Source organism: Pseudomonas sp. TE9122 (assembly GCF_056278925.1).
Map to the genome: position 1 here is coordinate 229,549 of NZ_JBWBQI010000001.1, position 22,106 is coordinate 251,654.

A 22,106-nucleotide genomic window follows, 5' to 3' on the forward strand; every position below is an offset into this window, starting at 1 on the left:
CGGCTTTCAGCGGATGCAGATTTCCCTTGTTCTGATCTGGCTGGCGATCTGCGCCGCGCAAGATGCCCGGCAGCGGCGAATTTCCAACGCATTGACGTTAGGCGTGGGCGCGCTGGCGCTGGTCTGGTTGCTGGCGACCGGCAGCACCTGGCTGGGCGCCGACGCGGGGCAGGGCGGCTGGGCCTGCCTGATCGCTTTGCTGCTGACGCTGCCCGGTTATTTCATGGGCCGCATGGGCGCTGGTGATGTGAAATTAATGACAGCCCTGGGTCTTGCGACGAACGGCATATTCGTTCTTGGCGCGTTTATCGGCGCGGGCCTGGCCAGCGTGCTGTGGCTGCTGCTCGCGCCAAAAGTCTGGCCTCATATGGCTCAAGGGCTTAGAGCGCATCTGCGGCATCTGGCCCCGGACAAGTCAAAAAAGCTGCCATTTGCGCCGTTCGTGTGGGTAGGGGTAGTGCTTTCGCTGTACTGGATCACCTGATCGCGGGGTGCCACTAGTCCTATGTACATAGTCGGAAAGTGGGTCTACTTTCAATTCAGGCGAATACGCCACCAAAGTGCAGGAATCGTCAGCGTTGGCCGAGCAAATGGAGTGGTTCGTGAACAAGCCTAATTCGGTAAAAATCCTCGTGGTCGATGATCAGCCGCTGATCGTCGAAGAACTCTGTGAGTTTCTCGAGAGCAGTGGCTACCGTTGCGTGCCGTGCGACTCAAGCCTTGAAGCCATCGAGCTGTTCAGGGCGGACCCGGACATCGGTCTGGTGCTGAGTGATTTGCACATGCCGGACATGGACGGCATCGAGTTGATCCAGGCGTTGCAGCGGCTGGCCGGCAAGCAGCGGGTGTTCGAGGCGATCATGCTCACCGGGCGCGCTGACAAGCAGGATGTGATCAAGGCGTTGCGTGCGGGGATTGCCGATTACTATCAGAAGCCGATTGATCTGGCTGAGTTGCTCGAGGGGGTGCAGCGTCAGGAGCTGGCTTTGCAGGAACGGCAGAAGAATCTGCATCTGGGTCATCTGAATCAGAAGTTGCAGTTCTTGTCCGAGTCGATTGATGACCTTTATCAGGATCTGGACAAGGTGCGGCGCTCGCCCGCGCCGGTGCTGGCCGATGGTGAGCCTGAGCCTGCCGAGATGCCGGCGGTGTTCAGTCAGTTGTCGCCCCGGCAGTTGGATGTGGCGCGGTTGGTGGGCAAGGGGCAGACCAATTATCAGATTGCCTGTGAGTTGGGGATTACCGAGAACACGGTGAAGCTGTATGTGTCGCAGGTGTTGCGGTTGACGCATATGCATAATCGGACGCAGTTGGCTTTGGCCCTTTCGCCTGTTGGATCTGCTGGGCGGCAGCGGGTTACTGCGCATTGACTTGGCGGCCTTTGGGCCGACCATGCTTTGGGTGGTTGGGGTGAATATCCGTTTTTTTTGGTGTCGCTGATTACGGTTCCGCCCTTACGGCGGGTCACTTTTGGCAAACGCCCCAAAAGTAACCAAAAGGTCTTCGCCCTGACGTTCGGCCCGCTCGCTGGGGCTCGGGGTTCCTTCGCTCCGGGATCGATCCTGGCGCAGCGGCTCCGGTTTGCTCCGCTGCACCTACACTCGCTGTGTACGACTGCGTCGTACGGTCGCTGCGCTCCCACGCCCGGATCAATCCCTCCACTCAGCCTGCCGACGGGCTCCCAGATCAAGATCAAAAGCTACTCGAGCTTGCGCTCATTGTTTTGAGTGGTGAAAAGCATGCGGTGTCTGGCTTTTGTTTTGCGCTGGATTCGCCCCTCACCCCAGCCCTCTCCCGAGGGAGAGGGAGCCGATTTGTGGGTTGTTCAAAATTTGTGTTCGACTCGGTTTTTCAGGTCGGTGTACTTCGCCCAAACAACTCGGTCGGTCCCCTCTCCCTCTGGGAGAGGGCTAGGGTGAGGGTGCTTTTGATCTGCTTCAGAATCTGTGTTCGACCCGGTATTTCAGGTCGGTGTACTTCGCCCAAACAACTCGGTCTGTCACCTCTCCCTCTGGGAGAGGGCTAGGGTGAGGGTGCTTTTGATCTGCTTCAAAATCTGCATTCGACTCGGTATTTCAGGTCGGTGTACTTCGCCCAAACAACTCGGTCGGTCCCCTCTCCCTCTGGGAGAGGGCTAGGGTGAGGGTGCTTTTGATCTGCTTCAAAATCTGTGTTCGACTCGGTATTTCAGGTCGGTGTACTTCGCCCAAACAACTCGGTCGGTCCCCTCTCCCTCTGGGAGAGGGCTAGGGTGAGGGTGCTTTTGATCTGCTTCAAAATCTGCATTCGACTCGGTATTTCAGGTCGGTGTACTTCGCCCAAACAACTCGGTCGGTCCCCTCTCCCTCTGGGAGAGGGCTAGGGTGAGGGTGCTTTTGGTTTTGATTGTTTAAATCTGTGTGTGATTTGCCAGAACCTTCCCACAAGGTTTTCAGGTTGTCCGTCGGACGTCGGGTCACTAGTCTCTGGCTGTCGTCGAATCTTCGGCGATCGGGTGTGAGAACCCTGCTACTTATGGTCATCCAGTATCTGTGCACGCATAATCGCCGCCAGCTTGTCCGCTGTCTGCAATGTGTCATGGCGGCTGTGTGCGGGCAGACTTCGGTCTGGCCGGGTGTCCATAACCGGTATTCTCACCCCGCATACAGTTGCCACCTTTTGCCCCGTGAGAATGGCATTGGGTCGCACCGCAGATTTTGGAGAGCCGTTTTAATGGACAAACTGATCCCAGACCCACCCCCATCCCCCACCACCCCGCTCGAAGACGCCATGCGCGCCGACGATCTTGTGAAAAACCGCGAAGCGATAAAACGCGCGCTCGATTTCTATCTCTGCCCCGAACCCGCAAAACCGCACCCGCCCAGCACGCTGTTCATGGTGGTGCCCAATGTCGATACCGAAAGCCTGTTGGCGCATGCCTGTGAGTCGCTGGCGTCAGCGAGTGCGATGGCGAGTAATTTCGCTGGTGAGTTGAGCGGGTTTCAGCGCAGCACGGCGTTGGCGATTCAGCAGATTGTCATGCTGGCCGAGCTAGCCGTGAATCGGGCGCTGGATCGGGTTGATCCGCAGACCTGACCTGCGACGGCGTTATCGTTCTTCGCGAGCAGGCTCGCTCCCACCGAAAGCACGCGGTCGACTGTGGGAGCGAGCCTGCTCGCGAAGGGGCCTTCAAGGGCACCACCAAACTAATTCTTGCTCTCGATCTTCCCGCCCGCATCCGGATCATAAAAATCCGGGATCTCGTACTGGTATTTCTTCAGCCAGCGCCGCATCGCCAGTTCGCGTTCGGTGGCTGTTGCACTCTGAGGTTTGGGGGAGGCGGCTTTGTTGCGGCTTTGCAGGACCAGCCAGCCTTCGGTTTCCTGCTGCTGCGCAGAAGCAGGGCCGGCGTCGATGGCTTGGGCGCTGAGGGGCAGGGTGAGCAGGGTCAGGTAGCACAGGCCTTTGCGGATGGTCATGGCTGTCTCCTATTCGAGCGTCGGCGGTAGCGGGTCGATGAAGGCGGCGACGCGGTCGCCGGGTGTGGCTTTGGCGTTGGCCGGGGCTTTGAGTTTTTCTGCGCGTTGCTGCGCTTCGGTGAATTGTTCCGGGGTCAGTTTCGAGCGGCTGACGATTTCCGCGGCTTGCGGCCAGTCGTTCTGGTAGAGCAGCAGGGTGACCATGTTCAGCGTCGCCAGTTGATTGTTCTGGCTCAGTTCGATGGCGGTGAGGAATTCGAATTTCGCTTCGTTGAGGCGCAGTTGGTTGAGGTAGACCACGCCGAGATCATTGCGGATTTTTTCGTCGGTGGGCGCCAGGCGCGCGGCGCGTTGCAGGTGGGCCTGGGCCTGGCCGTTGTCGCCACGGGCGGCGTAGACCTGGCCCAGGCCATGTTCGGCTTGGGCGGTGAGGCAGCCGCCGAGCAGGCTGCGGTAGAGCGGCTCGGCTTCGCTGCGGCCGAGCAGGCGATAAACCTTGGCTTTGCGCAGGCGCACTTCGCTGAGGTTGTCCGGCAGGCTTTGCAGGTTGGCGAGGCTGGCGTGGAGCTTGCCGTCGCTGGCCAGGTCATCGGCGAGGTTCAGCGACAGTTCCTGCTCCGACGTGAGTTTGCTGCAGCTGGACGGCGACAGCAGCGAGGTCCACGGCGCCTGGCCATCCGTGGCGCAGCCGCTGAGCAGCAACAGACTTGCCATGACTATCAGTACTTTCATCAGACGCTCTCCATGAGCCAAGGTCAGTTTGCGAAGGCGCGGGCAATGGCGGTGAAGCCCGGGCCGGCCAGTACGATCAGCAGGGCAGGAAACAGAAACAGCATCATCACCACCGACATCTTCGCGGACATTTTCGAGATGTATTCCTGCAGCCGGGTCAGGCGTCGGTCATCGAGTAATTGCTTGAGCGCCAGCAGTGATTTCATCGCGCCGCCGCCCTGATGGATCAGTTGCTGGAGGATCACGCAGGTGTCGGTAAATTCGTCCACAGCGAGCATCACCGCCGTCTTGTTCAGCTCCTGACCCAGCTCCAGACCCGAGTCGACGCGGCTGAGGATCAGGCGCAGTTCGCTGGTCAGTTCCGGCAGCAGTTTCTGCGCTTCGACGCTGAGCACGCGCAGCGCTTGTTCCACGGCCATGCCGGATTCAAAGAGGATGCGCAGCAGCGGAATGAACGTGGAAATTTCCACGGCGATGGTTTTCTGTCGGCGGGCGGCGGCGTAGGCGAGCAGGCGTTTGGGCAAGAGATAGCCGCCGCCCGCAGCGAACATCGGCGCCATCCAGCGGTGACTGGTCTGCGGGAAAAACACTTCCTGCAAAAAGATCGCCAGCCCCAGAGCGAGCAGCGGCGTGCCGATCTGGCAGGCGGCGAAGAGCGCGCGTTCGTTGGCGCGGCGCCAGCCGAGGCGGCCGAGCAGGGTCTGGGTTTCGCTGTCGATGCTCACCGAGCCCCGGCCGAAACGGCTGTTGCCCAGCGCGCGCAGCCAGTGGCCGAAACGGTTCTCCCGGACCAATTGACCGTGCAAGCGCTGATGCACCTGACGCACGCGGCGGCGCTCGGTGAGCAGGTGATTGCCCACCAATAACAGCGAACCGAGGAGCAACAGCAACGCCGCGAGCCAGACCATCTCAAACGCTCCGCAACATGCGCCACAGCGCCAGACTGCCCAGCACCTGCAACACGGCGGCGCTGAGCAGCATGGTCTGGCCGCTTTCGTCGTGCCACATGCCGAGCATGTAGCCGGGGTTGGTCAGCATGAAATAGCTCACCAGAATCAGCGGCAGCAAACCCAAAACCCAAGCAGTCATGCGAGTTTCCCCGGTCAGCGCGCGCAACTGCCGCGCGCCCTGGTCGCGCTCGCGGATCAGTTTGATCAGGTTCTCCAGCAGCTCACTGGCGTTGCCGCCGTAGCGGTGGTTGACCTTCAGGCCGAGGGCGAACATACGCAGTTCGTCCTGCTCGTAGAGTTCGGCAAAATCGCTGACGGCGTCAGGCAAGTTCACCCCCAGTTGCACGTTGCGCTGTACCCGGCCCATGGCCGCTTTCAAAGGGTCTTCACTGGCTTCGATGGCGCCCAGGACTGCATCGCTGAGGGTGCGGCCGGATTTGAGGCTGCGCACGGTGTGGTCGAGCAGTTGCGGCAGTTGTTCGATCATGCGACGGATCCGTTGCCGGTAGCGAATGGCGATGTACAACCGCAACGCCACGGGCGGGACGAGCAACATGATCAGCAAACCAACCCAGCTGGCGAGCAGAAATCCCAGGCCCATTGCCGCTGCCCACAGGCTCAGCCACAGACCGAAACGCTCGCTCGGCCGACCCAGTCCAGCACGTAAAAACATCCGTTCCAGTCCCACCCACCTGGCCTGCTCGACGGCCAGCTGCGGTTGTCCGGCGGCGAGTCGATTGAGGACTTTTTCCTTCGCGGTCTTGCGCAGCCCTTGCAGGAACAGATAGATCGACAGCCCCAGCAGCATCAGGCAAATGGCGATGAGAATGATCGGTCCCAGCATCTGCGCGCTCCTCGCCGTCAGCCCAGGTGAGCGTCGTGGCGCAGCTTGTCGCCGGCCGGGTTGACCGCTTCGCGCACAAAACCGAACCCCGTGCGGCGGTCGAGGCGGAACAGGGTGTTGGTGACGTAGACGTCCTCGCGAATGCCGACCACTTCCACCACTTCACTGACGCAGCGCCGGCCATCGGGCATGCGTGTCAGTTGAATGATCACGTCGAGGGCGGCGCAGATCATCTGACGCAAGGTGCGTTCGGCAATCGAGCGTCCGGTCAGGCCGACCAGCGTCTCCAGACGCAGCAGCGCGTCCTGGGCGTTGTTGGCGTGCACGGTGCTCATCGAACCGTCGTGACCGGTGTTCATCGCGGTGAGCACGTCGACCACTTCGACGCCTCGGATCTCGCCGAGGATGATCCGGTCAGGACGCATGCGCAGGGCGTTGCGAATCAGGTCGCTGGCCTTGACCTCGCCATGCCCCTCAGCGTTGGGCGGACGGGTTTCCAGACGCACCACATGCGGATGGCCGAGTTGCAGTTCGGCGACGTCTTCGATGGTCACCAGCCGTTCGTGCGGGTTGATCAACTGGCTGAGGATGTTCAGCAGCGTGGTCTTGCCGGTGCCGGTGCCGCCGCTGATCAGGATGTTGCAGCGCTTGCCCACGGCGTTCTGCAGGAATTCGAAAATCGCCAGATCGATGGTCTGCATCGCCATCAGGTCGGTGCTCTTGAGCATGTCCTTGCGGAACTTGCGGATCGACAGGCACGGGCCGTCGAGGGCAATCGGCGGGATGATCGCGTTGACCCGGCTGCCGTCCGGCAGGCGCGCATCGACCATCGGCGAGGACTCATCGAGGCGGCGCCCGAGCGGCGCAAGGATGCGTTGCATGACCCGCTCGACGTGATGCGCATCGATAAAACGCAGATCGCTTTGATGCAATACGCCGTCGCGCTCGATGAACACCCGGTGCGGGCCGTTGACCAGAATTTCCGTCACCGACGGGTCACGCAGCAGGACTTCCAGTGGGCCGAATCCGGTGAGTTCGTCGACGATTTCTTCGCCGAGGCGCTCCATTTCGTAGCGCGAGATCGCCAAGTGCAAACGCGCGATGTATTCGGCGACCTTGTCGGTGACGAACTGCGCCAGTTGCTGGCGCGAACCTTCCAGCAGGTTTTTCCCCGACTCCTCGATGGCGTCGATGATGTAGCGGTGCAGGACCAGTTTCAGGCCTTCGTGGTCGCTGTTGCCGATCGCTCCGTGCGACGTTGCGCCAAAGAGTTTTTCTGCGCTCATGAGTGGCCTCGCAGACGGTCGAACCAGGTGACTTTCGGTTTGCTCAGGCCTTCGGAGCGTTTCGCCAAGCGCTCGCCGAGGGTGCGCAGGCTCTGGGTGAGTTTCTCCCTGGGCGCCAGTTCGAACAGGCTGACGCCCTGGTTTTTCGCGTTCAGGCGCACGTCGGGACTGAACGCCAGCACGGCGATGACTTCCAGATTGAAGGTCTTGCCCAAGGTCTCGGCATCCGGCGCGACGTTGCTCAGGTAGCGATCGATCAGCAAGCGCCCATGCTCGAGTTTCATGCCTTTCTCGCGCCACTGGTTAAGCACGGCGAGGTTGCGTCGGCAGTTGAGTACGTTCTGGTCGGTGTACCACAGCAGTTTGTCGCAATGGCTGACGAAGGTGCGCAATGCCTCACTGTCGGCCTGCCCGGTGAGGTTCACGACAATGTGCTGAAAGTGCTGGCGCAGGGCGCTGAGGAGCATGTACAGCTCGGCGGCACTGGTGGTTTCCAGCGGCTCGTCAGTGTTGGCGTAGGCAAGAATGCGCAGGCCGTGGTCGGCGCTGGTGAAAGCGCTGTCGATCAGCGTAGCGTCGAGCCGGCGCAGATGGCGCAGGGCGTCGCCGAAGTGAAACGAGCTCTCCAGCCCCAACAGCGCGAGGCTGTCGCCACGGGGCAGGCCAAGGTCGAGCAGCAAGGTTTGCTGGCCGCTCTTCTGCACCACCATGGCCATGTGATTGGCGAGCAAGGCACCGTCGGAACTGCTCTGCACGCCGTACATCACGGTAAGCCCGCCCAGCTGCGTGTTGGGAGTGACGGCGGGCAGGCGTTTGCCCAGGCGCCGCACCAGCCCGGCGACTTCGCTTGAACGTGAGCCATAGGCGACGAAATCCCGCGCGCCGGCGCGCATCGCATTGAGCACCAGTTGATTGTCCATGCCGTCGCCGAGGGCGACGATTGCCAGCATCGGCTTGGCTTCCAGCGCACCTTCGATCAGCGCACTTTGCGCCACGACATGCTCGCGATCGAGACCGACGAAGACCAGATTGGCGAACGTCACATCGACCAGTGCGAGCAGTTCGTCGAGGCTGCCGGCACCGGCGCTGACCACCTGGCCCAGTGGCGCGAGTGCGCTTTGCAGCCATTCCAGATCGGTGCTGTTGCGGGTGATGGCGAGGAAGGTCTGACTGAGATTCTGGCTCATTGCGATAACCCGCTGCGCTTGTCGAAGTTACCGTTCTCGAGGAAGAACATGCGATAGAAATTCGGGTCGTAATTGCGCAGCTTCTCTCCCGGCAACGACGGCAAACGCGCGTCCGCCGCCAATGGCTGGACCAGGTGCGGGGTGACGATCATCAGCAGTTCGCGCTCTTCGCGTTTGATTTGCGAACCCTTGAAAAACGCCCCGAGGATGGGAATGTCGCCCAGGCCTGGAAACTTGTTCACTTGCGAGCTGTTGGTGGTGCTGATCAAACCGCTGATGACGAAACTTTCGCCATCACCCAGCGACACGCTGGTGTCGGTGCGGCGGATGGTCAGCGCCGGAACGGTGGTGCCGGCGATGTTCACCGCGTTGGCGAAATCCAGTTCGCTGACCTCCGGGGCGACTTTCAAGGCGATGCGGTCGCGGCCGATGATGGTTGGCGTCAGGGTCAGGCGGATGCCGAATTCCTTGTACTCAATCGACACGCTGTCGCTGCCGGAACTGGGCACTGGAATCGGGATTTCTCCGCCGGCCAGGAAGCTCGCACTCTGCCCGTTCAACGCCACCAGACTTGGTCGCGCCAGCGTGTAGGCGAAGCCGCTGGTTTCCAGGGCGTTGATGATCGCCATGGTCTTGCCGCCGACCCAGGAGAAATTGAACAGCGAGTTATCCACCGGCAAGCGCGGCTGCGGCACGCCGTCAATCGGCGGCAGTGTGCCAGGCGAGCCGAACAGGAAATTGCCGCGGGTGCCGATCAGCGAGGCCGTGGCTTCCTTGAGCTTGGTGCGGCTGACTTCGACGAAACGGATGTCGGTCTGCACTTGCGACGGCAGGGTCGGATCGTCCGACGGCACGCTGCTGGTCAATGCCGTGGTCGCCGCACCCTGGACGAAGACCATGGCTTGCTGTGGCTGCGCCGAACACGCCGTCCAGACCATCAGGCTGGTCGCGCCGGGGCCGACGCCAGTCAGCAAAAAGGACGAACCGCCATTGGCATGCACGTCGGCAATTTTCGGGTCGCCGACCGCCAGCCGAGTGATTGCCACCGGTGACTGCATGTCCTGCTGGAAGCCTTCACCGATCTCGATCACCGAAGGCAGGCGCGGCAGTGCCGAGCAGTTGCCCGCCGCCGCGAGGGCGCTGTCCATCGTCAATCCCAACAACAGCAAGGCCCGGAGCGCCGGTTTCAATGTCGGTCTGAGTCGACTCTGCATGCACGTGAATCCTTGCGCAGTCATGGGGTTTGTTGGCTGATCTGGTTGCCGCGAATGATTTCCACCGCAGGCCTGGGCGCCGCGCCGGCACTGGCGGTGGCAGGTGCTTTTTGCGCGCTGCCCAGGGCGAGTTGAGTGAACTGGAAAAGCTGGCTATTGGCCCGATCCAGGTGCGCGGGCGATTGCGCTTCGCCGGCCCAATATTTGGCCAGCCGCTGTTCTTCGCTGCTGCGCACCGCGAGGCGCAACGTGCCGACTTGAGTGGCCAGCATCAGACGACTGAGCAGTTGTTCCGGCACCGCCAGCACCACGGTGCGTGCGGCGATGCGGCGTTGGTCCTGTTTGATTTTTTCTTCGGCGCTGAGGCTGGGCGATGCCGGTTGGCCGTCATTGGTCAGGCCGTACTGATCGCCGATTCCGAGCACGCGCAAGGCAGGAACGGCGATCTGCGCCGACTGCTGCAGGTTGCTCGCGTCCTCGCGCAGATACAGCAGCACATCAACGTAATCGCCCGGCAGCAATTGCCCGGCGCCACCGATCACTTCGTCAACGGCCACGGTCAGCGCGCGTTCGTCGCGGCGAATCATCCGCGCCAGCGCACCGCCGGCCTGGAAGCTTTCGTCATTGAGCCAGGTGCCAGTGCTGAGGTGGCGCCAAGGCGTGCGGCCGACAGCTTGTTCGATGCTGCTGAGGCTGCCGGCCGGTGCGCTGCGCAGTTTTTCCACGGTTACATCGGCGGCGGTCAGCGGCGTGAACGGCGCTACATCGTGGAGCAGCACCACCACCGGTTGGCGGGTCTGGTCTTCGGCAATCGCGACAGTCTGTTCAATGCTGACCGCTGGGGCGACGGGCGCCTCGGCGACCGGGGCCGGCTGACGACTGAGCACCAGCCCCCAGTAACCGACAAAAACCGCGCCGAGCAACAGCAACGCGGCTAGGCCCATGGTGACGCGACTGTTCATGACGGCTCTCCCTTTCCTGCTGCACAACCGACTGCATTTGCTTGCGAAAGGCGGACTGAATCGGCAGCTATGAACATGCAACTATTTCGCTATTTCCAAGCTAGCTGATCCAAGCAAAAGCGCCATTAGTGACAGGCAAAATAACCGTACCAAAGTGTGAGTCTGGCCGGTTAACAGCGGGAAATGGCCGAGACACGTTGGGATTAATGCTTTGTGATTAATGCGTTCTTACAGTTGTTGGGCGGGGGTTTGTTGACAATGCTCAGGTGGCACGGTGGAACCTTGCCGCGGTGGTGATGTCGGCCGCCAGAGGCGCGAAGGAGTGGACCTATGTTTCGTATGACTTTTGATTATGTGATCGCCAAGGCTCGCGCGTTTGCCCGCAGTGAAGAGGGTGCTTCGGCGATCGAGTATGCGATTGTGGTGGCGATGGTGGCTGTGGTGGTTGTGGCGTTCGTCACTCCGCTTGGAGACAGGGTATTGGCGATCTTCAACAATATTCTGACCTCGCTCGATGGTACGGCTGTGACTCGGCCAACGCCCTGATCTTGTGAACACTGCACCTGGCTGATACCGCACTACACTGGATTTACCTTTCAGTATTCAGGTATTGCCTATGAACGCGTCTTCGTCGCCCCGCCAACAACTGCTTCTGGTTGATGATGAAGAAGACGCGTTGCTGGAGTTGGCGGAGTTGCTGGAGGGGGAGGGGTTTGTCTGTCATACCGCGACGTCGGTGAAGCTCGCGCTGCATCATCTGACCCGGCATCCGGATATTGCTTTGGTGATTACTGATCTGCGTATGCCGGAGGAGTCGGGCATGTCGCTGATCAGGCGGTTGCGTGAGCATACGTCGCGGGCGCATTTGCCGGTGATTGTGATGTCGGGGCATGCGGATATGGAGGATGTCAGCGATATGTTGCGGTTGCAGGTGCTGGATCTGTTTCGCAAGCCGATTTATCACGTGAGGTTGTTGGAGACTCTCGATAATCTTTTTCCCAAGCCTAAGGTTCAGGGTGGGTGAACTCGGCGGCCTTTGGGCCGACCGTGTTGGTGGGGGTTTGGGTGAGTATCCGTTGCTTCGGGTGCTGCGGCTGGCGGTTTCGCCTGACGGCGACTTACTTTTTTACAAGCGCCTAAAAAAGTAAGCAAAAAACGCTAGCTCCTGCGTTCGGCCCTCGCAGGCTCGGGTTCCTTCGCTCCGGGACTGATCCGGGCGCAGCGGCTCCGGTTTGCTTCGCTGCACCTCCTTCCGCTGTGTCTGGCTGCGCCAGACGGTCGCTGTGCTCCCACGCCCAGATCAATCCCTCCACTCAGCCTTCCGACGTCGCCGGTGGATCAAGATCAAGAGCACTCGAGCTTGCGCTCATTGTTGAGTGGGGCGGCTTCGCCGCGGGCAGCTGCGCTGCTTTGCTTTTGCTTTTGCTTTTGTGGGAGCGAGCCTGCTCGCGAAAGCGGCCTGGCAGCCGACCCATTCCTGCCTGATGTACATGAATTCTGTGGGAGCTGGCTTGCCAGCGATGGCGGCCAGTCAGCCAACAACGCTCTGCCTGTCTCACCACCTTCGCAACCAGCCTCTTGCTCTTGTCACTCCGGCACAAGCCTGTCCAGTACGCGGTTGACCGCCAGTTCGCCCAGCATGATCACCTGTTGTATCCCCAACAGGGAGTTGCGCTGCGGTCCATCGATAAATCCGGCGAGGTCGCTGGCCATGATGCTCGCCGAGGCCAGTGATTCGCAGGCATGCACCAGCAGGGTTTCGTTGTCCGCGGCCGGGTCGACGATGAACAGGGTGCTGGGTTTGCGCGGTGCGGCGGGGTCTTTGATGAGGCGGGGGTTGAGGTAGTAATCGATGGCGCGGTCGGCGGCTTCCTTGAGCTTTTGCGCTTCGACGAGCGGGTCGGCGAAAGTCGGATCGGCAAGGGGTGGATCGGGCGTTATCTTTTTCACGGGCTCAGTCTCCTTGTGGAGTAAGGGCCGCAACCTCTCGCTGCTAAACGATAAGGGTGGCAGCTGGACGCAGGTTAGCAGACCGATGAGCCACGAAATCGGCGCGCCCGAGGGCGCCCTGCGCACAGCCGCCATCAAGCACAGGAATGTATTCCAGACTGATAGAACTGGTGCAACGTGGTATCGGCGAGCTGCTAAACCCGACCACTGATGAGCAGTGGCAGGCAAACGATAGAACCCGCGCCCCAGGCGCACAAGCCGGCGGATTCTGACGTAGCCGTAGGCAATGGCGCAAGGATTTGTGGGCTGTTGCGAGGTAACGGGGCGTGTGTTTAAACGGCTGGTTTAAGCGCTGCGATAAATCGGTTGAATAGCCGAACGCTTTCGCGAGCAGGCTCGTTCACACAGGGACGGCGGTTGTACTCAGCAACCATGAACACCGCCGAATCTGTGGGAGCGAGCCTGCTCGCGAAGGCGGTGCGTCAGTCAAAAAAATCCTGACTGACACATCGCTCGACCATCACAACTGATAACTGAAACTGATGCTGTACCGAGGCTTGCGATTGAACGTATCCAGTGCTTCATCCGACATCGCCTTCGCCACTTCCAGCGCCACGTTGTAATACTTGGCATCACCAAAGCGCAGCCCGGCGGCGGTCGATGACAGGTTGTTGGCCTGCACCGGCAGTTGGTTGAACCAGCTGCGCGAGCGGTCGACAACTACGTAGGGTTGCAGGATGCGCACCCAGTTGCCGTCGCGGTTGAGGCTGTAGTTGACCTCGTAAGCCACGCCCCAACCCTTGTCGCCCGAGGCCTGGTCGTCGGGGTAGCCACGGCCGAAGTTCTGCCCGCCGAACACGGCGCGTTCGCTGTCGGGCAAGGTGTCGTCGCTCCAGTACAGCGCCGCCGAGAGCACGCCTTGCCAGTTGTCGAGGAACTTGTCGCTCTGCACGCCGGACAAGCGCACGCGGAAAAAATCCAGGTCGATGTCGTCGTAGTTGGTGTGTGCGCCGAGGCTGTCGAAGCCTTGGTAGACGCCGGCACTGAGGATGCGCAGTTGGCGGGCGTCGGCCTTGCGCCAGTCGCCTTCGAAAGCCAGGGCGCGGACGTCGGTGCGCAGTTCGGTGCTGAAGGGAAAGTTGATGCCGTCGTAGCGCGTCTTGTCGTCGACCGCATACAGGCGTGAGCCGGCGGTCAGCAGTTCGTTGGCGGAGGCGATCAAGGGCGTGCTGAAGCCGATCGAGTAGCGATCGTTCTCGCGGTGGGTACTCAGGCGTCCGCCACCGCCGACCAGCACTTCGGTGTCCGGGTCGGCGCGGTAACGCGAGGCCGAGACGTTGAGTTGCGTGCCCTCGGTATCGAGGAACTGGCTGTAGTCGAGACGGTAGTAATGCTCTTTGTCGTCACCCGGCGGGAACAGGCCGCTGAGGCTCAACTGTTCGCCCATCGAAGTCTGCGAATTGCTGCTGACACCGAGCAACGCCTGCGGGCCGTTACGGTTGTCTTCTGTGGTGCTCAGGGTGCTGGTGAACGGTTTGCGACTGGCCTGGGCAACCAGGGTGGTCGCGCCATCGGTGGTGCCCGGTGGCGGCACTTGCGCTTGGATGGTCACGCCAGGAATACGGCTCATCAGCGTGGTGTAGCGCTCGAAGGTCTTGCGCGTCAGCGGGCGTTCGGCCTGGATTTTCGCGGCGAGTTTATCGAGCAGGCCTTTGACCCGACCGATGTCGCCCTGCATCTGGATATCGCGCACATAGCCCTCGACCAGCACCACGCGGGCCACGCCGTCATCGAAGTTCTGTTGCGGCAGGAACGCGTAGGACAACAGATAGCCGTCCTGCTGATAGCGACGGGTGATGTTGCGCGTGGCTTCGATCAGTTCGGCAAGGCTGGCCTGACGGCCGATCAGGGGCTTGTAGATTTCCGCGAGTTCGTTGAGCGGGTAGATCGTGCCGCCTTCGATCTGCACGGTCTTCAGGTTGACCTTGGTTTCCATCAGCAGTGGCTGCGCGGCGGTCGCACCCGGGTCCGGCACTTGCAGCGGCGCCGCGCTCGGGCGATAGGCGTCGGCGGGCAGGTTGGGAACGGGCAGGTTGCGGATGGTTTCGTTGCTGTTGAGAAAGCTGGGCAAGGTGTCGGCGAGGGCAGCGGAACTGAGGCTCAGGCACAGCAGGGATGCCAGTACGCGCATAGGACACTCCATGGTCAGAACACAGCACAGGGCAGATTTTTCCTTAGAAAAAAGGCGGAAGACTCGTGGGAATCTTCCGCCCTCAACCAAGCGTAGGCGCTGTAGGTAAGGCCGTCGAATCGGCCAGGTGCAATTTAGCGTTTGTTGCCGCCCAGCGCGCCGGTCAGGCCGCCGAGTACCCCGCCCAGGCCACCGGTTGCCGTGCCGCCGCCAGTGGCAGTGCCGCTGTTGACCAGACCACCGACCGCTGCCACGGTGCCGCCGACGTTGGTAACCAGACCGCCGACCGCTGTGGTGACCGGGTTGTTGGTTGCGGCGATCGCCCCGCCGAGATTGCCCACCGCAGCGCCGACCTGACTTGTGATACCCGCCACCGGAGTGCCGAGACCGGTAGCGGCGCCGACCTGTTGAGTGACAGTGGTCACCGCGCTGGTGACCGGATTGAGGCCGGCTCCGACTGCGGCGCCGACGCTGGCCAGCGGCGAGGTGGATGCAGTAATCGGTGTGCCCGAACCACCGAGTACGGTGTTGATCGAAGCAATCGTGTTGCCCAGCCCGCCGGCGGTGACGCCGCCGGCACTGACCACGCCGCTGGTGCTGCCGGCATTCAGACCGCTGCCGACGTTGACCACCGCACCACCGACAGTTTGCAACAGACCGGTGCCACCAAGACCACCACCTATGCCACCGATGCCGCCAGTACCCGAGCCAGTGCCATTGGACACCAGGCCACCCGCTTTGCCGACCGCCAGGCCGGTGTTGCTCAGGGCGCCGCCGAGGGTGCTGGTCAGGGCATTGCCGCTGCCTGCGTCGGTGACTTTGCCGCCAAGGCTGTTCACCGTGCCGCCCACCTTGGAGATCACCCCTTTGAGCGGATCACCCAGACCGGTGGCATCGCCGAGTTTGTCGGTGGTGCTTTCGACCATGGCGATCACCGGTACCAGGCCGCTGCCGACCTTGTCGGTCAACTGGCGGGTCGGGCCGCTGGTCAGTGAGGTGTTGAGGGTGTCGCCAAGCATGGTGACTTTTTCGCCGATGCCATCGACCAGCGGCGCCACACGGGTGACTACACCGCCAACGACAGGAACGCTGCGGGTCGCTGTGTTGAGTTTGACGCTGAGGTCCGACACGCCGTCGCCAACATCGGAAACCACACCGCCAACCGAGGCGACGGTGGTGGTCAGGCCATTGGGGTCAGTGGCCAGTTTGCCGATGCCATCAGTGACGCCATCGCCCAAGGTGCTGACCACGTTGCCGGTGGTGTTGGCCACGCTTTGCACGATGCCGCCAGCGACCGGAACAGTGCTCAGCGAATCGCCGATCTGGCCGACGCCATCGCCGACACCGCTGACGGTTTTGCCGACATCCTGAACAAGTGTTGTGGTCACCAGCGAAGGAGTGGCCGGGTTGGTCGGAGTGGTGGGATCGGTCGGGTCTGTCGGATTGGTCGGATCGGTGCCACCGCCAGTACCACCGGTTCCGCCGCCAGTGCCGCCAGTGCCGCCGGTGCCGGCAGTATCGCCGCCGGTTCCGCCGCCCGCGCCACCGCTGCCATCGGTGCCCGCCGTGCCGTCCGCCGTCGAGCTGCCCGAACTGCTGCGATGGCCGCCACCGCCGCTGCTGCAGCCGACGAGGCCGACCGAAAGAATCAGTGCCAGCGCGATTGCCGATTTGGACCACATCACTTGAGTTTTCATGATTGAAATTCCTGCACCTGTCACAACGTTACGTTGCCTTCGATGGCTCGCCGATCTGTCGTCGGCGATGCCTCGTCCGTGGCTGTAATCTCAGTCGAGGGCAGGTTTTTCACCATTCTCAAGTTGGTATTAACCCCTTTATATAGAGGGCTCGGCGCTATGCCGAAGGACTAATACCCCGGTAATAAACGGGCAAAAAAAAGCCTTGAAATTCAAGGCTCGGTTTTTTGCAAAGCAGCGGGCAGGGCGCGGAAAAACTTAAGTGATATATACACAATTAACGGGTTTTTCCGCCCCGCCAGATCAGGCGATCGGTTGCCACTGACCGACCATATGTTCCAGGTCGCCGGCGCCGATCAGACGCAACTCACCGCTGGAGCCCGCGGCACTGGCCAGCAATATCACTTCACTGGGCAGGCGCACCGGTTTGCGAAAGTGCACGGCGATTTCCAGGTTGGCTTTGGGCAGGTGATCGGAGAGTGCCGCCAGTGTCCGCGCCTTGTTCCACAGTCCGTGCGCGATCGCGGTGGGAAAACCGAACAGCTTGGCGCTCGCTGCACTCAGGTGAATCGGGTTGTAGTCGCCGGAGACTTTCGCATACTGGCGACCGATATCGGCCGGCGCAGTCCAACGCGTCACCTCAAGCAAATCCTGCGACGGCTGCCAGTCCTGTGCCAGCGCCTCGCCCTCGAGTTTCACCCCGCGACAGAGCATGCGGCTTTCGGCTTCCCACAGCGGCCCGAGCTGATCGTCGAGGGTGGTCAACAGATCGAACGTCGCGCCCTTGGCATGTGGTTGCAGGTTGTGCACGCGCACGCTGACTTGCGCGCGACTGATCGCGCCCATTGGCCGCAACACGCGGATGCGGTTGCTCAGGTGAATCAGCCCCAGCAGCGGGAACGGAAAGTCCCTGGCCGTGAGCAATTGCATCTGCAAGGCGAAGGCGAGGATGTGTGGATAGGTCGGCGGCAGCAGGCCGTCATCGACGAAACCGCAGACCTTGCGATAGGCCGTCAGTCGTTTGCTGTCGATATCGACCCAGCAGCGCAGGCCGCTGTCGGGCAGTTGCGTACCGGTGATTTTGCGTCGCGTCGCTGCGCGCGAATAAAGCCCCGGCAGACTCGGTTCGCGATCCAGCGTGTGCCATTCGATGCTCATCTTTATGCCCCCAGAACACTTTGCCCACAGACCCGCAGCGCCTGCCCGGTGAACGCGCCCGTGCCCGGTTGCGCCAGCCACGCCACGGCTTCGGCGACGTCCTGCGGCAAGCCGCCCTGGCCCAGCGAACTCATGCGCCGCCCGGCCTCGCGCAGGCCGAACGGGATGTGCGCGGTCATCTGGGTTTCGATAAAACCGGGGGCCACGGCGTTGATGCTGATGCCGCGTTCCAGCAGCGTCGGCGCCCAGGCCTGGGCCAGACCGATCAGGCCAGCCTTGCTCGCTGCGTAGTTGGTTTGTCCGCGATTGCCGGCGATGCCGCTGATCGAGGCGAGCAGGACCACCCGTGCGTTGTCGCGCAGGGTGCCGCTGTCGAGCAGCGCCTTGGTCAGCACTTGCGGGGCATTGAGGTTGACGGCCAGCACCGCGTCCCAGAATTCCGGGGTCATGTTGGCCAGGGTTTTGTCGCGGGTGATGCCGGCGTTGTGCACGAGGATGTCGAGCCCGTCGGGCAGCTGTTCGATCAAGTGCGCGGCGGCGTCATCGGCGCAGATATCGAGGGTGATCGCCCGGCCGCCGAGGCGCGCGGCGAGGGCCTCGAGGTCGGTCTTGGCCGGCGGTACGTCGAGGAGGATCACCTCAGCGCCATCACGGGCCAGGGTTTCGGCAATCGACGCGCCGATGCCGCGCGCAGCACCGGTGACCAGCGCCTTGCGCCCGGCCAGCGGTCGGGTCCAGTCGGTCACTGGCGTGGCGCACGCGGTCAGGCGAATCACCTGGCCGGAAACGAATGCACTTTTCGGCGAGAGGAAAAATCGCAGCGGGCCTTCCAATTGATCCTCGGCACCTTCGCCGACGTAGATCAACTGCAAGGTGCCACCGCCGCGCAGCTCTTTGGCCAGCGAGCGCGAGAAGCCTTCAAGTGCTCGCTGTGCGCTGGAGGCGAACGGATCACCCAAGGTTTCCGGCGCGCGGCCGAGAATCACCAGGTGCGCGCTATGGTCGAGGTTCTTCATCAATGGCTGAAAGAACTCGCGCAACTGCTTGAGCTGGTCGGTGTGTTGCAGAGCGCTGGCGTCGAACACCACCGCTTTGAGTTTCGGCCCGTGGCCGGGGATCCATGCAGTGGCCAGCGAGGGCTCGGTGCCGTAGCTGTAGATCGCGTCGGTCAAGCGATTGGCAAACACGCTGATCCGTTCGGCCAGCGGCCCGCCACCGATCAACAGGGCGCCCTCGATCGGCCGCAGACGCCCCGCCTGCCAGCGTTCCAGCCGCACCGGCGACGGCAGGCCCAAGGCCCCGACCAGACGATGGCCGAAGGATGAGTTGGCGAAGTCGATATAGCGGTCAGACATGGAACGCTCTCCAGAAGTTGGGGTTCAAAGTGTGGACTGTCTACGGCAATCAATCGTTCGATCGGCGCAATAAGGCCTACGCTGGTTTAGCAGAGTAGACCACTGACCCTGTGGGAGCGGGCTTGCCCGCGATGGCGGAGTGTCAGCCGCTGAAGGGTTGGGAGTGCCGCCCCCATCGCTGGCAAGCCAGCTCCCACAGGTTTCCATGTGAATCCGCAAATTCCACAGGAGTTATCCATGACCCAGCTGCGCCGCGTCGCGATCATCGGCGGTAACCGCATCCCTTTCGCCCGCTCCAACGGGCCGTACGCCACGGCCAGCAATCAGGCCATGCTCACCGCCGCGCTGGAAGGCCTGATCGAACGCTACAACCTGCACGGCCAGCGCATCGGCGAGGTGGTGGCAGGCGCGGTGCTTAAATTGTCACGGGATATGAACCTGACCCGCGAATGCGTGCTCGGCTCGCGCTTGTCTCCGACGACACCGGCCTATGACATCCAGCAAGCCTGCGGCACCGGTCTGGAGGCGGCGTTGCTGGTGGCGAACAAGATCGCCCTCGGCCAGATCGACTGCGGCATTGCCGGCGGCGTCGACACCACCTCCGACGCGCCGATCAGCGTCAGCGAAGGCCTGCGCAGGATTCTTCTGCACGCCAACCGCGCCAAGAGTACCGGCGACAAACTGAAAACCCTTTTGCAGTTGCGCCCCCAGCACCTGATCCCCGAATTCCCGCGCAACGGCGAGCCACGCACTGGCCTGTCGATGGGCGAGCACTGCGAACTGATGGCGCAGACCTGGAATATTCCCCGTGAAGAACAGGATCAACTGGCCCTCGAAAGCCACCACAAGCTCGCCGCTTCCTACGGCGAAGGCTGGCACAACGATCTGATGACGCCATTCCTCGGCCTGACCCGCGATAACAATCTGCGCCCGGACCTGACCCTGGAAAAACTCGCCGCGCTGAAACCGGCCTTCGAGAAAAGCGCCAAGGGCACGCTGACGGCGGGCAACTCCACACCGCTTACCGATGGCGCTTCGGTGGTGTTGCTCGGCAGTGAAGAATGGGCCAAAGAGCGCGGTCTGCCGATTCTTGCCTACTTGCGCGACGGTGAAGCGGCGGCGGTGGATTTCGTCAACGGTGCCGAGGGCCTGCTGATGGCGCCGGTGTACGCCGTGCCACGCTTGCTGGCGCGCAATGGGCTGACGTTGCAGGATTTTGATTACTACGAAATTCACGAAGCCTTCGCCGCGCAGGTCTTGTGCACGCTCAAGGCCTGGGAAGATCCGGAATATTGCCAAACCTGCCTGGGGCTCGATGCGCCGTTGGGTTCGATTGATCGCAGTCGGCTTAATGTGAAAGGCAGCTCGCTGGCGGCGGGGCATCCGTTCGCCGCAACGGGCGGGCGCATTGTCGCGAATTTGGCCAAGCTGCTGGATGCGGCGGGCAAGGGCCGAGGGTTGATTTCGATCTGTGCGGCGGGCGGGCAGGGTGTCACCGCGATCATTGAACGCTGAAAAAGCCCTTCACCCTAACCCTCTCCCAAAGGGAGAGGGGTCTGATTGGGGGATGCTTGAAATCGACGCCGACCTGAGCGCCCTTCACCGAATCCAGAGATGCGATTCAACCCATAAGCGCTGCGGTCTGTCAGGTCGATGTATTACGGGAGACACCTCGGTCGGCCCCCTCTCCCTCTGGGAGAGGGCTTGGGGTGAGGGCAACTGAAGTTCACCGACCATGTCAGATTCTGTCGCAAATGCCCTTGCCGACCGATACCAATCAATGCCACGGTCTCGGCTATGATTCGCCCGGGTCGCTGCGATTGATCCGGCACAGTGTGTGCATCCTCAAGGTTCACAGGTCGGCAACCCCTCCCCGTCGGGCGAGGATTGCCGTATAACGAGTGACATTCGCGTGTTTGGTAATAAAGGACCCACAATAAAAGCTGATGAAGACTCCAAAACGCATTGAACCCCTGATCGAGGACGGTCTGGTCGACGAAGTGCTGCGTCCACTGATGAGTGGCAAAGAGGCAGCTGTTTATGTAGTGCGCTGCGGCAATCAGTTACGTTGCGCCAAGGTCTACAAGGAGGCGAATAAACGCAGTTTCCGCCAGGCGGCCGAGTATCAGGAAGGCCGCAAGGTTCGTAACAGTCGTCAGGCGCGGGCCATGGCGAAGGGGTCCAAGTTCGGTCGCAAAGAGACCGAAGACGCCTGGCAGAACGCCGAAGTGGCGGCGCTGTTCCGTCTGGCCGGCGCCGGCGTGCGAGTGCCCAAACCCTATGACTTCCTCGACGGCGTGCTGTTGATGGAGCTGGTGGCCGACGAATTCGGCGACGCCGCGCCGCGTCTGAACGATGTGGTGCTGGAGCCTGATCAGGCGCGCGAGTATCACGCCTTCCTGATTTCGCAGATCGTGCTGATGTTGTGTACCGGTCTGGTGCACGGTGACCTCTCCGAGTTCAACGTGCTGCTGACCCCGACCGGTCCGGTGATTATTGACCTGCCCCAGGCAGTCGACGCTGCGGGCAACAACCACGCGTTCAGCATGCTCGAGCGTGACGTTGGCAACATGGCTTCGTACTTCGGTCGCTTCGCGCCGGAATTGAAGAAGACCAAATATGCCAAGGAAATGTGGGCGTTGTACGAAGCCGGCACCTTGCACCCGAACAGTGTGCTGACCGGTGAGTTCGACGATCCGGAGGACCTGGCGGATGTCGGCGGGGTGCTGCGCGAAATCGAAGCGGCGCGCCTCGACGAGGAACGCAAGCAGGCCATTCGCGCGGCGGACGACGCGCCGAAAGGCAAACCCGAAGAACCGCCTCCACCGCCGTGGATGCAGTGATCGCGTGATGAAAAACCCGGCTTCGGCCGGGTTTTTTGTTTGAGTCAAAAAGCACCCTCACCCCAGCCCTCTCCCGGAGGGAGAGGGGGCCGACCGAGGTGTCTTTAGCCATACATCGACCTGAAAAAACCGAGTCGATTATGGATTCAAAGAAAAACGTTCAGGTCGGTGTATCTCCCAAATATCCCCCAATCGGTCCCTCTCCCGGAGGGAGAGGGGGCCGACCGAGGTGTCTTTAGCCATACATCGACCTGAAAAAACCGAGTCGATTATGGATTC

20 protein-coding genes are annotated in these 22,106 nt (G+C 61.7%); 7 read left to right on the top strand and 13 right to left on the bottom strand.

What is annotated here, in order from left to right; all coding sequences use genetic code 11:
- The first annotated feature begins 13 nt into the window (after positions 1 to 13).
- From ACZ9BE_RS00930 to ACZ9BE_RS00940, 3 genes are all read left to right on the top strand, one after another.
- Positions 14 to 484, top strand: coding sequence for an A24 family peptidase (locus ACZ9BE_RS00930; RefSeq protein ID WP_056787729.1), 471 nt, complete (start codon positions 14 to 16; stop codon positions 482 to 484).
- A 106-nt stretch (positions 485 to 590) separates the two neighbouring features.
- Positions 591 to 1,370 (top strand): response regulator, encoded by a 780-nt coding sequence (locus ACZ9BE_RS00935; RefSeq protein ID WP_374046347.1) that lies wholly within the window; start codon positions 591 to 593, stop codon positions 1,368 to 1,370.
- Between the two features lie 1,342 nt (positions 1,371 to 2,712).
- Entirely contained in the window at positions 2,713 to 3,075 is a 363-nt protein-coding gene (locus ACZ9BE_RS00940; protein ID WP_076565574.1) for a DUF6124 family protein, read from the top strand.
- Between the two features lie 110 nt (positions 3,076 to 3,185).
- On the opposite strand, the gene ACZ9BE_RS00945 is transcribed toward ACZ9BE_RS00940, so the two are convergent.
- The 8 genes from ACZ9BE_RS00945 to cpaB are packed head-to-tail and all read right to left on the bottom strand — an operon-like array spanning position 3,186 to position 10,633.
- The gene (locus tag ACZ9BE_RS00945; protein ID WP_252877374.1) at positions 3,186 to 3,458 is read right to left on the bottom strand and encodes a DUF3613 domain-containing protein; all 273 of its coding nucleotides are present in this window, start codon (positions 3,456 to 3,458) and stop codon (positions 3,186 to 3,188) included.
- A gap of 9 nt (positions 3,459 to 3,467) precedes the next feature.
- Positions 3,468 to 4,190, bottom strand: a complete 723-nt coding sequence (locus ACZ9BE_RS00950; RefSeq protein ID WP_150741613.1) for a tetratricopeptide repeat protein — start codon at positions 4,188 to 4,190, stop codon at positions 3,468 to 3,470.
- Between the two features lie 23 nt (positions 4,191 to 4,213).
- On the bottom strand, positions 4,214 to 5,098 hold the full coding sequence (locus ACZ9BE_RS00955) for a type II secretion system F family protein (RefSeq protein ID WP_056787734.1): 885 nt from the start codon (positions 5,096 to 5,098) through the stop codon (positions 4,214 to 4,216).
- Position 5,099: 1 nt separating this feature from the next.
- Positions 5,100 to 5,984, bottom strand: a complete 885-nt coding sequence (locus ACZ9BE_RS00960) for a type II secretion system F family protein (protein WP_056787736.1) — start codon at positions 5,982 to 5,984, stop codon at positions 5,100 to 5,102.
- Positions 5,985 to 6,001: 17 nt separating this feature from the next.
- On the bottom strand, positions 6,002 to 7,270 hold the full coding sequence (locus ACZ9BE_RS00965) for a TadA family conjugal transfer-associated ATPase (protein ID WP_041480648.1): 1,269 nt from the start codon (positions 7,268 to 7,270) through the stop codon (positions 6,002 to 6,004).
- Positions 7,267 to 8,457 (bottom strand): CpaE/TadZ family protein, encoded by a 1,191-nt coding sequence (locus ACZ9BE_RS00970; RefSeq protein WP_056787738.1) that lies wholly within the window; start codon positions 8,455 to 8,457, stop codon positions 7,267 to 7,269. Before ACZ9BE_RS00970 ends, ACZ9BE_RS00965 begins: the two co-directional genes overlap by 4 nt.
- On the bottom strand, positions 8,454 to 9,671 hold the full coding sequence (locus ACZ9BE_RS00975) for a type II and III secretion system protein family protein (protein WP_041480646.1): 1,218 nt from the start codon (positions 9,669 to 9,671) through the stop codon (positions 8,454 to 8,456). The genes ACZ9BE_RS00970 and ACZ9BE_RS00975 overlap by 4 nt, the downstream gene beginning before the upstream one ends.
- Positions 9,672 to 9,691: 20 nt before the next feature.
- On the bottom strand, positions 9,692 to 10,633 hold the full coding sequence (cpaB, locus tag ACZ9BE_RS00980; protein ID WP_256811979.1) for a Flp pilus assembly protein CpaB: 942 nt from the start codon (positions 10,631 to 10,633) through the stop codon (positions 9,692 to 9,694).
- Positions 10,634 to 10,963: 330 nt separating this feature from the next.
- On the opposite strand from cpaB, the gene ACZ9BE_RS00985 reads away from it, so the two are divergent.
- Together ACZ9BE_RS00985 and ACZ9BE_RS00990 are read left to right on the top strand one after the other, a co-directional pair.
- Complete coding sequence (locus ACZ9BE_RS00985; RefSeq protein WP_370593582.1) at positions 10,964 to 11,179, top strand: Flp family type IVb pilin; 216 nt, start codon at positions 10,964 to 10,966, stop codon at positions 11,177 to 11,179.
- Positions 11,180 to 11,249: 70 nt separating this feature from the next.
- On the top strand, positions 11,250 to 11,657 hold the full coding sequence (locus ACZ9BE_RS00990; RefSeq protein ID WP_041480644.1) for a response regulator: 408 nt from the start codon (positions 11,250 to 11,252) through the stop codon (positions 11,655 to 11,657).
- A 563-nt stretch (positions 11,658 to 12,220) separates the two neighbouring features.
- Here the strand turns inward: ACZ9BE_RS00990 and ACZ9BE_RS00995 are convergent.
- The 5 genes from ACZ9BE_RS00995 to ACZ9BE_RS01015 all read right to left on the bottom strand — a co-directional run bounded on the left by ACZ9BE_RS00995 (position 12,221) and on the right by ACZ9BE_RS01015 (position 18,984).
- The gene (locus ACZ9BE_RS00995; RefSeq protein ID WP_016771835.1) at positions 12,221 to 12,583 is read right to left on the bottom strand and encodes a DUF6124 family protein; all 363 of its coding nucleotides are present in this window, start codon (positions 12,581 to 12,583) and stop codon (positions 12,221 to 12,223) included.
- 520 nt (positions 12,584 to 13,103) lie between these two features.
- Positions 13,104 to 14,774, bottom strand: coding sequence for a ShlB/FhaC/HecB family hemolysin secretion/activation protein (locus ACZ9BE_RS01000; protein WP_476248817.1), 1,671 nt, complete (start codon positions 14,772 to 14,774; stop codon positions 13,104 to 13,106).
- A gap of 134 nt (positions 14,775 to 14,908) precedes the next feature.
- The gene (locus ACZ9BE_RS01005; protein WP_476248818.1) at positions 14,909 to 16,471 is read right to left on the bottom strand and encodes a collagen-like triple helix repeat-containing protein; all 1,563 of its coding nucleotides are present in this window, start codon (positions 16,469 to 16,471) and stop codon (positions 14,909 to 14,911) included.
- Between the two features lie 303 nt (positions 16,472 to 16,774).
- Positions 16,775 to 17,629, bottom strand: a complete 855-nt coding sequence (locus ACZ9BE_RS01010) for a MaoC family dehydratase (protein ID WP_476248819.1) — start codon at positions 17,627 to 17,629, stop codon at positions 16,775 to 16,777.
- A 2-nt stretch (positions 17,630 to 17,631) separates the two neighbouring features.
- On the bottom strand, positions 17,632 to 18,984 hold the full coding sequence (locus ACZ9BE_RS01015; protein WP_252879379.1) for a 3-oxoacyl-ACP reductase: 1,353 nt from the start codon (positions 18,982 to 18,984) through the stop codon (positions 17,632 to 17,634).
- Between the two features lie 237 nt (positions 18,985 to 19,221).
- Between ACZ9BE_RS01015 and ACZ9BE_RS01020 the strand changes: the two genes are divergently transcribed.
- Positions 19,222 to 20,499, top strand: coding sequence for an acetyl-CoA C-acetyltransferase (locus tag ACZ9BE_RS01020; protein WP_476248820.1), 1,278 nt, complete (start codon positions 19,222 to 19,224; stop codon positions 20,497 to 20,499).
- A gap of 431 nt (positions 20,500 to 20,930) precedes the next feature.
- On the top strand, positions 20,931 to 21,827 hold the full coding sequence (locus ACZ9BE_RS01025; RefSeq protein WP_016771829.1) for a PA4780 family RIO1-like protein kinase: 897 nt from the start codon (positions 20,931 to 20,933) through the stop codon (positions 21,825 to 21,827).
- Positions 21,828 to 22,106 lie beyond the last annotated feature (279 nt).